The organism is Paenarthrobacter sp. GQ52 (genome assembly GCF_059759005.1).
Map to the genome: position 1 here is coordinate 1 of NZ_JCAXEJ010000033.1, position 11,824 is coordinate 11,824.

Below are 11,824 nucleotides of genomic sequence, written 5' to 3' on the forward strand. Positions count from 1 at the left end.
AACGCTTGCTCACCTCCCACGTGCTTGAATCAAACGCTCGCTCACAGACCCACTTTTGAACACGTTCAGAAACCGTGACATACTCATTCTTGAACACGTTCAAAAATGAGCTTGAGGAGCGGCACCATGGCAGCAAAGAGTGAGCAGACCCGCCAGCTGGTGGCCGACGTCGCGCTAAAGATGTTCCGTGAAATCGGCTTCGAAAAGACCACCATGCGCGCCATCGCCCAGGAGGCCGGAGTCTCGGTCGGCAACGCCTACTACTACTTCGCCTCAAAGGACGAACTCGTCCAGGAGCTCTACATCCAAGTGCAGGACGAACACGCCGTGGCGGCAGCGCAGGCACTCGAAGGCATCCAGGATCTCGCCGGGCGCCTCAAAGCAGTTCTGCACACAGGAGTGGACGTCATGTCTCCCTACCACCAGTTCGGTTCCGACTTCATTGCGACCGCGATCCGGCCGTCGTCGCCCGTCAACCCGTTCGGTGAGGCGTCCACCGCCGCCCGCGAGGCTTCCCTCGCGATCTTCCGGTCCGCCGTCGAAGGTTCCTCCCCCGCCGTCGCGAAGAAGTTGCGCGGCGATCTGCCCGAACTGCTGTGGCTGGCGTACATGGGCGTCGCGCTGTTCTGGGTTTACGACCGGTCCGAGGGCCAACGCCGCACGCGGAAATTAATCGACGGCGCAGCCCCGCTGGTGGCGCGCGGCCTGTCACTCGCGAAAATTCCCGGAGTCAGCAAGGTCTTCGACGACGTCCTGGGGCTCGTGCGAAGCGTCAAGGAAGACTCGTGATGCGGAGGACGGTGGCGATTGCCGGCGCCAGCGGCTTCATTGGAAGCTACTTCCGGCGTCGGTTTGTTGCTGAAGGATGGGTGGTGCGGACGGTCGGGCGGGACACTTCGGCTGACGCTCAATGGCACGACGACGGCGCCATCACCAAAGCGCTTGACGGCGCCGAATTGCTGGTGAACCTCGCCGGACGCTCCGTGAATTGCCGTTACAACGAGCTGCATCGGCGGGAAATTCTGGACTCCCGGGTCCTCACGACTCGTGCTTTGGGACGCGCCGCTGCTCGATGTGCCGAACGGCCCAGAACTTGGATCAACTCAAGTACCGGCACCATCTACCGGCATGCGGAAGATGGTCCGCAGTCTGAGGTCACCGGCGAACTGGGCAGCGGATTCTCCGTGGACGTTGCCCGCGCTTGGGAGGACGAGTTGGCGGCAGCTTCAGTTCCGGACACACGAAAGGTGCCGCTGCGGATTGCAATTGTCCTAGGTGCGGGTGGTGTCATGAGCCCCCTCCGGAATCTTGCCCGGTTTGGCCTGGGCGGGTACATGGGCCATGGCACGCAAAAGTTCAGTTGGATCCACGTGGAGGACTTGTTTAGGACAGTCTTGTTCGTGCACGAGCACACTGAGCTGACCGGACCGGTGAACGCGGCAACACCCTATCCTGTGGACAACCGCGAGCTGATGTCACTTGTCCGGCAAAGCATGGGTGTCCCTTTCGGCATCCCAACACCCGCGTGGCTGCTCGAAGCGGGCGCCATCCTGATCCGTACTCAAACAGAGCTTGTGCTGAAGAGCCGATGGGTGGAGCCCCGGAAACTGCTCGACGCCGGGTTCGCGTTTGAGCACCCAACCCTGGCCGGTGCCCTCAACGCGATCACCGCCGGCCAACCCGAACGCTCGCTCACATAATCACCCCTTCAGCCGAACGCTCGCTCACATAAACCACCCCTTCAGCCGAACGCTCGCTCACATAAACCACCCCTTCAGCCGAACGCTCGCTCACATCACCCGGAGTTAGTCATGAGCCAGAACCCTTGGTCAATCGATGAAGAGTACGCGCCGGCAACAAGGAGCCCATCCACCGGATGGCGCTACGGACCGAAGGATCGGGTGGTGCTGGAAGGCAAGGGACTGACTCTGGGCATCGCCGTGGCGCACCTGACGTTCTGTGTGTTGCTGTCCAGCCAGAGTCCCGAGTGGGCCGTTGTCTTTTTCATCTACAGCCTGCTCCCCGTCTGGGCAGTCGGTGCCGCGGTAGGTTCCTTCCTCGGACTCGCCCTGCGACGCGTTCGGAATCAGTGGCTTCACGTGGCCGCATTCTTCGCTGCGGGGTTGCTCATGTGTGTGCCTTTCGGCGCATTTTCGTCCACGGGTTCACTTCTGTTTTCGTCGTCGATTGCCGTCGCAGCGGGAGTTGGCCGCCTTGCCACCTGGAAACTGGTGCGCATCAATCGTGCCGGTGAACCTATATAGCGCGGAACATCCCGCTCATAGTCGGCGTATGCCTCGCCAAATCGCTGTCGGAGCATGGATTCTTCCCACAACGCGCCCAGATGTTCCACCAGCATTCCAGCAGGCATAGTCACCACGGGCCAGGCAGAACCCCTGGACACCGCCACCCCTGCGTGAATCATCCACCACCCGAGATACATCGGATGGCGGCTCGCAGCATAGGGGCCGGTGGTCACTAAGCCCTCGGGATGACCCAGCTGAAAGCTTCCCGCCGTTTCACGCCGGCGCTCCCAAACCGCCCAACCGGTGATTCCTGCGCCGGCCAGCACCAACACAGCGCCGGCCGCTTTTTGTCCGACGCTGCGCTCAGGCACGGAAACGGGATGCAAGCGGTTGAGGACTGCATCCAGCACCAGACCCGCAACTTGTCCCGGCGGCAGCGGAACATTGGCTGCCTCCTGTTTCACTGCGCGCGCCACACGCAGAAATGCGCCCATGCCAAAAAGATAACCCCGGTGCTTCAGGAAAGCCACAGCGGAAGCTGCGGCCGGGAATCCAAGGCAAGCGACCGCCGTCGGACCTCAACCCGGGCCAGCCGAAACCTAAGGAAGTGTTAGGAAATCCCCCGCGAGCTAGGGCTGTGCCGTGCATCACCCATAGTTTGGAACATGTCCTCTTCACCTTGGAGGGCCTTTCTTAGTCGACGAAGAGCCATGCGCAAGGACGCCATGAGCACCAGCTTCATGGACAGAACGAACTCATGCAAGACACGGCTGCCATATCAGGCGCCGTCCAGGAAGGTTCATTGATGAGCACCCAACAAGCTGAAACTCTGAGCGAAGCCGCCCAGACACGCAAGGCCGTGAGCAACATCCTCAAGGGCTCCGCGGGCAACCTCGTGGAGTGGTTCGACCTCTACGTCTACACGGTTTTCGCGGCGTATTTCCAGTCGCACTTTTTCAACTCCTCGGACGACCTGCAGGCAGGGCTTGAGGCGATGGCCGTCTTCTCGACGTCGTTCCTCATGCGCCCGATCGGCAGCTGGTTCTTCGGCCGCTACGCCGACCGCAAGGGCCGCAAGGCAGCGCTGACACTCAGCGTGACCATGATGTCTGCCGGGTCCTTCGCCATCGCCATTTTGCCGACGCAGGATGTCATCGGCCTCTGGGCTCTGATTCTGCTGGTGTTCATCCGCATGGTCCAGGGTTTCTCAGTGGGCGGCGAGTACGGTACCAGCGCCACCTACATGTCCGAAGCTGCAACGGCCAAGCGCCGCGGCTTCTTCTCCAGTTTCCAGTACGTCACACTGATCGGCGGCCAGATGCTGGCCCTCCTGGTGCTGGTGATCCTGCAGAACACCATGAGCAAGGAGGACCTGACGGAGTGGGGATGGCGCATTCCGTTTGCCATCGGAGGCGTGGCTGCGCTGGTCGTTCTCTGGCTCCGCCGTTCCATGGAAGAAACCCTCTCTTCCGATCAGCTCCGCGCCGCGCACGTCAAGGTTGCGGGTGAAGCACAGCCCGGCACCATGAAGCTGCTGTTCACCAAGCATTGGAAGCCACTGCTCATCTGCATCGGCATCACCCTCGGCGGCACCGTGGCGTTCTACACGTACACCAACTTCATCCTGAAGTTCATGAACGATACGTCCGGCATCGCCAAGACCGATACCTCCGTGATCAACTTCTGGGCGCTGTTCATCTTCATGTTGCTGCAGCCCGTGTACGGCATGCTCTCGGACAAGATCGGCCGCAAGCCGTTGTTGATCTGGTTCGGCGTCACTGGCGTACTGTTCACGTGGCCGCTGCTCTCCACACTGGCTGGAACCAAGGATCCCTTCGTGGCGTTCCTCCTGATGTTCGGTGGCCTGCTGATGGTGGGCGGCTACACATCCATCAACGCGCTGGTGAAGGCTGAACTGTTCCCGGCATCCATCCGCGCGCTCGGCGTTGGACTCGGTTATGCGATTGCCAACTCGCTGTTCGGCGGGACGGTTCCGCTGATCGGTGCGGCCCTGCAGAAGTCGGGCCAGGTGGACATGTTCTTCACGTACGTCACCGCCGCAATCTTCATCTCCCTGCTGGTGTACATCTTCGCGCTAAAGAACAAGAAGCCGACGCACTTGGACGCGGAACAGGGCAACGCCTTCGCGGCAAAGGGCACTGCGAAGGACGACGACGATAAGAAGGACCTCGTCAACGCCTGACCTGGCTGCCTTGTGAGGCCCGCTTTGCGCCCTTTGGATACTCCGAAGAGCGCAGAGCGGGCCTCACAACGTTAAGCTCTAGTAGCGAACCAAAACCCGCGAACAAGTCCGCGAACCAACCCATGAACCAAACCCGCGAACCAGCCCAGCAAGCCAAAGGACCCTGACCGTGCACGTGCTCATCGTCGAGGATGACGACGCCATGGCGTCGGCCTTGAGTGCAGCCGTCGCCTCCGCCGGCCACAAGCACACCCGGGTATCCCGCGGCGAGGACGCACTCCTGGCCCACCGGCAACACGAAGTGATCCTGCTGGACCTCGGCCTTCCGGACCTGGATGGCTTGGACGTCCTGCGCAAACTGCGCCAGGTCACACAGATCCCCATCTTGATCCTGACCGCGCGCGACGACGAACGGAGTGTGGTGCTGGGTCTCCGGTCCGGAGCCGATGACTACCTGGTCAAGCCCGTGAAGCTCGTGGAATTGCTCGCCAGAATCGAAGCTGTCACCCGGCGCACCAGCCGTTCCGGCCAGGAAGCTCCGCATGCCATTGTCCTCGGAGGTTTGGAAGTAGACCTCGATCGCCGGGTGGCCTCGGTGGGCACAAGACAACTCGCCCTAACCGCAACCGAATTCGACCTCCTCAGCCTGCTGGTCAGGAACGCAGGGTCGGTGGTGACCCGGGAGCAGATCCTGGACGCACTCTGGGGCGATGCATTCCTGGCACACTCCCGGTCCTTGGACGTGCACCTCACAGGCCTCAGGTCCAAGCTCCAACTTCCCGGGTTCATCATCAACGTCCGAGGCGTCGGCTACCGCGTAGAGCAACCGTGAAAGTCCGCGTCCTCGGCATCCTCAGCCTGCTGGTTGTTGTCATTGTGGTGACGGTATCCAGCGTGATCCTGACATCGGCCAGCAGGGAGCTCACCCAGGAGCTGCAGATCAACCGCGTCGCAGCCCTCAACCGCTTTGCGCAACTGGCCAGCGACGCCGCTGAGGACAACAACACAACCCAACTGCAGCGCGAGATGGACCGCTATTCGGAGCTTTATGGTGAAGGAATCCTGATCCGGCTCCAACAGAAGACCCTTCGCTCCGGGGGCCTCAGCGAGGACCAACCAGAGGTCAGCGAAGCGCTGAACCGGGCGAGCCTCAATCTCAGCGACACTACGCTGAACCCCATCCGGGCGTTCGGCACAGGCAACGACTTCATCTCCAGGTCCTTCGGCACGGCCAGCCAGGTACTCGGCGAAGTGGTTGTTGAAGTCAACCTGGACGCAGCCCGGCAGAAGCTACGGGAGCGGTGGCTCGTCGTCGGGCTTGCCGCGGTGGCGCTGGGCATGCTGCTGCTCGTGGCGGCGTCGCGGATCACGGCCTGGGTTTTGCGCCCGGTCCACCGGCTGAGCAAGGCAGTCCACGAGCTCGCGGCCACGGGCAAAACCAGCCAACTTCCCGAAGCCGGTCCGCCTGAGTTGCGTGAGTTGAGCCGCTCCTTCACGGCCATGGCCGACACCGTGACCCGCAGCATGGAGTCGCAGCGCCGGCTCATCGCCGATACTTCGCATCAACTCCGGAACCCTGTTGGGGCGCTGCGGCTTCGGATCGATCTGCTGCAGCTCGCCTTGAACTCGGAGCCTGAGAAGGACGCGGCCGCCGGCGTTGTGGCCGAACTTGAGCGGGTGGAAGAAATGCTCGACGGCGTGCTGAAGCTGGCAACCGCTGAACACCGCGCCTCTGAAGGCTCTGCCCGAGTGGAGCCTTCAGAGCACAAGCGCCTGGCCGTCATCGACCCCTTCCCCGTCCTGCAAGGTGAAGTGGAGAGGGCGACGCCGGCCGCTCGCCTTGCCGGGTCGGAGCTGACGTTAGAGGGCCCAGCGTCGGAAAACCAGATCGTTTGTGATCCGGACGAACTCGCGCACATGGTGGGTGAACTCCTGGCCAATGCCCTCAAATACGCTCCGGGGGCACGCATCACGGTGGCGAGCCGGCAGACGCAGGGAGGCACCGCCGTCGAGGTTTCCGACGACGGTCCCGGCCTCCCGGCCGATCAACTCGCCGCGTCCACCACCAGATTCTGGCGGGCACCACAGCACAGCAGGATCCCCGGCAATGGGCTGGGTATGACCATTGTGGAACGGCTCGCTGAAGCGAACGGCGCGAAGCTGGTCCTGGAAGCGACTGAGCCATACGGGCTGACTGCCCGGCTGGAATTTGCGCGGCCGAGGTACGGTTCGCATGCCTGAGTTACCTACGATCTCCCGGCGAAGCGCCCTATTAGCAGTTGCCGTGCTCGGCTTGGGCGGCGGCCTGCTCGCATCAACTGCGGCCTGCACACCGGAGGAACGGCCACCGGAACTGACCGTTGCCGGCGGCGAATCCGGCGGCTTCTACTTAGAGTTTGCCACCCTCCTCTCGGACCTGCTGCAGCGGGAAAGGGTGACTGAAAAGGCAATCGCGCTGACCACCGGCGGAAGTCTGGAGAACATCCAGCGGGTCTTATCCGGCGAGGCCACGCTCGCCGTCGCACTGGCCGACGCCGCCGCGCAGGCCACAGCCCTTGGCAGGGACGACGGGCAGTTGGTGGCGCTGGGAAAGGTGTACCAAAACTACGTCCACTGCATTGTGCGCGAGGACAGCGGCATCCGAACCTTCGCCGACCTCGCCGGGAAGACCGCAGGCGTGGGCGAAGTGGGCTCGGGCACTACCCTGACGGCCGGCCGAATCATTGCTGCCGCAGGACTCTCGGGCGCGACGGCAGGGCCGGGCAGGGCCGTGAGCCAGGTCAACCTTGGGTTGAACCAAGCGCTGGCGTCACTGCGAGACGGTTCGATTGACGTGATGATCCAGTCCGGAGGTGTCCCTACTGCGCCCATCGCTGCCGCGGCACAGTCCCTTGGCGTGCGGCTCCTCGACCTCTCCGAGCTCGTGCCGGCAACACGGGCTCAGTCGGAATTCTTCTACGACCGCGTCCTCATTCCCGCAAACAGCTACGGAAACGCGCCTGCCGTGTGGACCGTGGGAGTGGCCAACCTGCTTCTGTGCCGCAGGGATCTGGCGGATCATGTTGTTCGGCAGATCGTGGAGTTGCTGGTAGGGCAGGCTCAGGATCTGGTGCCGAAGTCCAGCACTGGCGTTCAATTCCTCAGCCCGGAAACTCTGATCAACACAGCCGGCCTGCCCCTGCATCCGGCTGCAGAGGCGACTTACCGGGCGCTGCACGGTTAAGCCTGCACGGTTAGCCGGGCAGCGCGAAAATCGGTGTGTGACCGAGCGAATGGCAAAATGGAACACATGACTTCAGCCGTTGCCCCTGCCATTGCCCTGACCATCGCCGGCTCCGAAGCGACCGGTGGCGCCGGCGCGCAGGCCGACCTCAAGACCTTCCAGGAACTCGGAGTGTTCGGCATCGCGAACCTCACGTGCATCGTTTCCTTCAACCCGCAGGACAACTGGAACCACCGCTTTGTGCCCGTGGACCAGCAAGTCATTGCAGACCAGTTGGAAGCCACGACGGCGGCATATGGTGCCGCTTCCGGCGCACCTTCCATGCTGGATACCGTGAAGATCGGCATGCTCGGAAGCCCGGCGACCATCAGCACCGTGGAAAACGCACTGACCGACGGCTCCTTCAGGCACGTAGTGCTGGACCCGGTGCTGATCTGCAAGGGACAGGAACCTGGCCACGCCCTGGACACCGACCAGGCCTTGAAGGCGCAGATCCTGCCGTTGGCTACGTTCGTCACTCCCAACCACTTCGAGGCCGAGTCGTTGTCCGGACTCACCATCACCGATGAAGAGTCGCTCAAGGCCGCCGCCATTCGCATCCATGAGATCAGCGGCGCAGCAGTCCTTGCCAAGGGTGGGGTTCGGCTGGAAGGCCCGGACGCCGTCGACGTTTACTACGACGGCGAGACGCTGGAGGTCCTGCGCGCGCCCAAAGTTGGCGAAGTAGCTGTATCCGGTGCCGGCTGCTCGCTTGCTGCCGCAGTGACTGCCGAGCTGGCCAAGGGTGCGGCGCCGCTGGAAGCTGCCCGAACGGCGAAGGCGTTCGTGACCGCCGGCATCAAGAACCGAGTGTCCTCCGGCGCTCCCTTTGACGCTCTGTGGCAGGGCGGGGCCAGTTAGCGCGAGACCTTGCCCATGAGCGAGGCGATCGGGCGCAGGAACAGGGGCCGGGCCAGGAACCAAGCGGCCGCCGTGAAGACAATGGATGCTGCGAAGATCCCGAAGCCCCACCAACTGCTGTTGTCGTCGTTGGAGGCGTACATATGGTTGAGGTTCCGCAGGGCACCGGTTGCCAACACCAGTGTCACGTGGACGATCACGAAGGCCACGAAGTAGATCATCACCGGGAAGTGGATCTTACGGGCCAGCTCGATCGGGTAAAACTTGTTGATCGCAGCCTTCTTGGGCCACGCCCCGGACATCCGGATGCCCGTGATGATGGCCAGCGGCGCGGCAATGAAGACCGTGATGAAGTAGGTGAGGAGCTGGAGGCTGTTGTAGTTGTTCCAGCCGTTTTCAACGGGCCAGTTCAGTGATGCGTACTGCAGCCCGGCCGAGATGGCATTCGGGAAGACGTCCCAGCTGGTGGGAACGATCCTCAGCCACTGACCGGTAGCGAAAAGCAGCACGATGAAAATGATGCCGTTCAGGACCCAGAGCGCATCCAGAGTCAGGTGGAACCATAGGTCCAGGCTGATCTTGGTGGGGGGATTCTTGGTCTTGATGAAACCCTTGTTGTTCCGGGTCCAGTTGGCAGCCGGGCGGGTGGTGGTGCGCACCTGCCAGCCCGACCGGATGATCAGGACAATAAAGAACATATTGAGGAAGTGCTGCCAGCCAAGCCAGGCCGGGAACCCTGTGGGGGCGCCTTCAGGAATGGCCGAGTGCCCCGGGTAGTCGGTGAGGAACTGCTGCACGGGCTGGAGGGTCCGGAGCCATTGCGCAACGAGCACCAGAATCAGTGCCACCACCAAAGCTCCTGCGGTGACGACGACGGGTTTGAACCACCTGTTCGACGTGATCCCGGACGACTTGCTTGAAACGGACATCAGGCCGCGTTCCTCTCTGGCTTGTTTGGCTGCGACCAGTTGGCGCTATATAGCGATTCAACCAGTTGCAGCCCGACGGTGAAAACGGCACCCGGGTTTCGGGGCGTTCGACGTCAAAAATCGCAGCATTCGGATACACGCCGCAACATGCATTTCTAGAACAGACTTCCAGAATTATTTCCTGTTCCCTGTGGGCCAGTCAAGGCTTGGTGTTGGCTATGTGGATTCTCTCCAGAGTAAGATTCCAAAAAATGGCCGGGCAACACTCCGGTCTTCTTCCGCCTGCGAGAGGAGCGAGAGCGTGGTTCGCAAAACATCCGATGCAGCCACCACTGCCGGCTCCTGGCAGTGGACCCGCACTGCGGCAACACAGCGCAATCTCCTGGACGCGGCTGCCAGCGTTTTCGTGGAGCACGGCTTTACCGACGCGAGCATCTCGGACATCGTGGCGCGGGCAGGATCCAGCGTGGGCAGCCTTTATCACCACTTTGGCGGGAAGACTGAGCTCTTCCTCGCCCTGTGGGACGACTACCAAAACGAACACGAGCGCTTGGTCGCCGCGTCCGTGGCGAAGGCGCGCAAGGCCGGCGAGAACGATCCCCTTGCGCTGTTCAACGTGGGCAGCCGCAGCTACTTCGACTACACCTGGAAGCACCGGCACTTGGAGCGGGTGTTCATTGAGGGCGACACTCCCCCGGGTTTCGAGGTACTCCGGCGGGAACGTGGGCGCGAGTGGGTGCGGCAAAATTCCGTGCTCCTGGGCGCCAGCGACGACACCCTTGGCAGGCTCACCGTTGCCGTGATCACGGACATCATCACCGTCGCCGGGCAGGAAGTGGCCTTCAGTCACACTAAGCGCGAGGCCGACGAGGTTGTCGAAGCCGCCGCGGTGCTGGTGGGCCGCTTGATCCGCTAGCTTCGCGGGTCCGCCACCCATCCCATGAACAGGGGCATTCCGGTCTCGACGTGAACGATCTGGTAGTGGAAGGGGTGGTCGAGGACGATCTCCCGCTCCGGAACCACGGCACTGGAGGCCTCCGCATTCATCTGGGTCACCGCGGAGGCAATGGTCCCCTTTTCGGCAACGGTGATGTTGGCTGCCTGAGCCGCCTGCGTCAGTTTCATGCCCTGCTGGATCGCGTCGAAATCTTTGTCCGTGGCCAGCATCTGGTTGAGTCCAAGCGTTTTGAAGACTTTCCGCAGCTCAAACGTGGTCTTGTGGTCCCACTTAGGGAGGCTGATCTGGACCATGTCCTGTTTGGCTGCACCCAATCCTTTAGCCACGTCCGTCAGCACTGCCGCAGAAGCGCCGGCCTGTTCCGGCGCACCTGACGAACCAACCGAACCCGGCGCATCGCCGTCGGGCAGTACCAGCCGCATGACAAAACCCTCGGCGTAAGGCAGATCCACGGCCCGCCATCCGGGCCCTTCGGCGTATGCCATGGTGAGCGAAGAGTGCATCATTGGCACGTTGATTACTTCCCCGCTGCCCTTGGTGAAGGGGCCGTCCGACGTGTCGTCCGCATCGAAGGGCGTTTGCCAGGCGGCGGCGAAGTAAAGGGCATTGAGCAGGCTGAAGGTGTTGTCAGGATCGTATTGTGCGGGTGCTTCCTTGATCCGGCCGCCGGTGTTCCTGCTGACCCACTGGTCGATTGCTGGTTTGGTCACGGCCTCGTCCCGAAAGTTCACCGGGTAGACGCCTGTGCCGAAATGTTTGGCGAGGGTGGTGAGAAAGGCCTCGCCGGTGGGCACGCCTTTGTCAACGAACAGCCCGTTGGCGGCGTGCATGACCGGCTTACGCGGCGGGTTCTCTTCGTCGACCGAGCCGGGGTCGCCGTCGAACTTTTCAAGGGAGGCGAGCAGTGCGTTCATCGTTTCGTCGCGCCCCTCTCCGGGGAAACCCAGAACTGAGTCCATCTCCGCTGCAGTGGCCCCGGATGCCCCGGCCCGAAGCATGCTCAACGCAATCAGCAAGCTGGCGGGCGACGACACGACGTTGCCGTTATCCGAGTCGCCACCATCGGCGAGTAGCGTGGCGCCGAGCTTGCGCGCCGACGCATTGAACGCGGCAAGCTGCGCCGAGTAGTCCGTCGTCTGGACTGAAACACGAGTCACGCCGTCGGCGGTCAAGAGCCCGACGTCGGTTGGTTGGGGCGCGCAGGCACTGAAAGTGGCGGAACCGCTCACCAGCGCTGCTGCCGCGAGCAGCGCTCTCACTCTGACGGTTCGTTTCATGGCGCATCCCCCTGCTTGGCGTTGTTCTCACATGGTGCTCCGTTTGAGGATGGAATTCACCCGAAGTGAGAGAGGGATCGCCAAATGT

General features: G+C 62.4%; 11 protein-coding genes and 1 pseudogene. 9 read left to right on the plus strand and 3 right to left on the minus strand.

Annotation, left to right across the window (positions count from 1 at the left end; genetic code table 11):
* Window positions 1-126 precede the first annotated feature (126 nt).
* The 3 genes from AC6CH8_RS22635 (at window position 127) to AC6CH8_RS22645 (ending at window position 2,264) form a co-directional block, all read left to right on the plus strand.
* On the plus strand, window positions 127-789 hold the full coding sequence (locus tag AC6CH8_RS22635) for a TetR/AcrR family transcriptional regulator (RefSeq protein WP_420180116.1): 663 nt from the start codon (window positions 127-129) through the stop codon (window positions 787-789).
* Window positions 789-1,700 carry a TIGR01777 family oxidoreductase gene (locus tag AC6CH8_RS22640; RefSeq protein ID WP_498192445.1) on the plus strand — a complete coding sequence of 304 codons (912 nt, stop codon included), beginning with the start codon at window positions 789-791 and terminating at the stop codon, window positions 1,698-1,700. Before AC6CH8_RS22635 ends, AC6CH8_RS22640 begins: the two co-directional genes overlap by 1 nt.
* A gap of 111 nt (window positions 1,701-1,811) precedes the next feature.
* Entirely contained in the window at window positions 1,812-2,264 is a 453-nt protein-coding gene (locus AC6CH8_RS22645; protein ID WP_498192446.1) for a hypothetical protein, read from the plus strand.
* Between the two features lie 44 nt (window positions 2,265-2,308).
* Here the strand turns inward: AC6CH8_RS22645 and AC6CH8_RS22650 are convergent.
* Window positions 2,309-2,740, minus strand: a pseudogene (locus tag AC6CH8_RS22650) (methyltransferase family protein); the annotation flags it as partial.
* Between the two features lie 311 nt (window positions 2,741-3,051).
* Here AC6CH8_RS22650 and AC6CH8_RS22655 point away from each other — a divergent pair.
* The 5 genes from AC6CH8_RS22655 (at window position 3,052) to AC6CH8_RS22675 (ending at window position 8,572) form a co-directional block, all read left to right on the plus strand.
* On the plus strand, window positions 3,052-4,449 hold the full coding sequence (locus AC6CH8_RS22655) for an MFS transporter (protein ID WP_179018778.1): 1,398 nt from the start codon (window positions 3,052-3,054) through the stop codon (window positions 4,447-4,449).
* A 169-nt stretch (window positions 4,450-4,618) separates the two neighbouring features.
* Complete coding sequence (locus tag AC6CH8_RS22660; RefSeq protein ID WP_178993326.1) at window positions 4,619-5,281, plus strand: response regulator transcription factor; 663 nt, start codon at window positions 4,619-4,621, stop codon at window positions 5,279-5,281.
* Window positions 5,278-6,690 carry a sensor histidine kinase gene (locus AC6CH8_RS22665; RefSeq protein WP_498192441.1) on the plus strand — a complete coding sequence of 471 codons (1,413 nt, stop codon included), beginning with the start codon at window positions 5,278-5,280 and terminating at the stop codon, window positions 6,688-6,690. Before AC6CH8_RS22660 ends, AC6CH8_RS22665 begins: the two co-directional genes overlap by 4 nt.
* Entirely contained in the window at window positions 6,683-7,672 is a 990-nt protein-coding gene (locus tag AC6CH8_RS22670) for a TAXI family TRAP transporter solute-binding subunit (protein WP_498192442.1), read from the plus strand. Before AC6CH8_RS22665 ends, AC6CH8_RS22670 begins: the two co-directional genes overlap by 8 nt.
* 66 nt (window positions 7,673-7,738) lie before the next feature.
* Window positions 7,739-8,572: a hydroxymethylpyrimidine/phosphomethylpyrimidine kinase gene (locus AC6CH8_RS22675; protein ID WP_498192443.1), complete on the plus strand. Its 834-nt coding sequence runs from the start codon at window positions 7,739-7,741 to the stop codon at window positions 8,570-8,572.
* Here the strand turns inward: AC6CH8_RS22675 and AC6CH8_RS22680 are convergent.
* Window positions 8,569-9,501, minus strand: a complete 933-nt coding sequence (locus AC6CH8_RS22680; protein WP_091465285.1) for a cytochrome b/b6 domain-containing protein — start codon at window positions 9,499-9,501, stop codon at window positions 8,569-8,571. The two genes, AC6CH8_RS22675 and AC6CH8_RS22680, sit on opposite strands and share 4 nt — an antisense overlap.
* A gap of 301 nt (window positions 9,502-9,802) precedes the next feature.
* Here AC6CH8_RS22680 and AC6CH8_RS22685 point away from each other — a divergent pair, with 301 nt between their 5' ends.
* Window positions 9,803-10,417, plus strand: coding sequence for a TetR/AcrR family transcriptional regulator (locus AC6CH8_RS22685; RefSeq protein ID WP_179018786.1), 615 nt, complete (start codon window positions 9,803-9,805; stop codon window positions 10,415-10,417).
* Here the strand turns inward: AC6CH8_RS22685 and AC6CH8_RS22690 are convergent.
* A complete protein-coding gene (locus AC6CH8_RS22690) occupies window positions 10,414-11,736 on the minus strand; it encodes a serpin family protein (protein ID WP_498192444.1) in 1,323 nt (440 codons plus the stop codon). The genes AC6CH8_RS22685 and AC6CH8_RS22690 overlap by 4 nt on opposite strands.
* Window positions 11,737-11,824 lie beyond the last annotated feature (88 nt).

Excerpts from the sequence above, each read along its gene's own strand:
- AC6CH8_RS22635 (WP_420180116.1), top strand. The coding sequence starts at position 127 with ATGGCAGCAAAGAGTGAGCAGACCCGCCAGCTGGTGGCCGACGTCGCG.
- AC6CH8_RS22640 (WP_498192445.1), top strand. The coding sequence starts at position 789 with ATGCGGAGGACGGTGGCGATTGCCGGCGCCAGCGGCTTCATTGGAAGC.
- AC6CH8_RS22645 (WP_498192446.1), top strand. The coding sequence starts at position 1,812 with ATGAGCCAGAACCCTTGGTCAATCGATGAAGAGTACGCGCCGGCAACA.
- AC6CH8_RS22655 (WP_179018778.1), top strand. The coding sequence starts at position 3,052 with ATGAGCACCCAACAAGCTGAAACTCTGAGCGAAGCCGCCCAGACACGC.
- AC6CH8_RS22670 (WP_498192442.1), top strand. The coding sequence starts at position 6,683 with ATGCCTGAGTTACCTACGATCTCCCGGCGAAGCGCCCTATTAGCAGTT.
- AC6CH8_RS22675 (WP_498192443.1), top strand. The coding sequence starts at position 7,739 with ATGACTTCAGCCGTTGCCCCTGCCATTGCCCTGACCATCGCCGGCTCC.
- AC6CH8_RS22680 (WP_091465285.1), bottom strand. The coding sequence starts at position 9,501 with ATGTCCGTTTCAAGCAAGTCGTCCGGGATCACGTCGAACAGGTGGTTC.
- AC6CH8_RS22690 (WP_498192444.1), bottom strand. The coding sequence starts at position 11,736 with ATGAAACGAACCGTCAGAGTGAGAGCGCTGCTCGCGGCAGCAGCGCTG.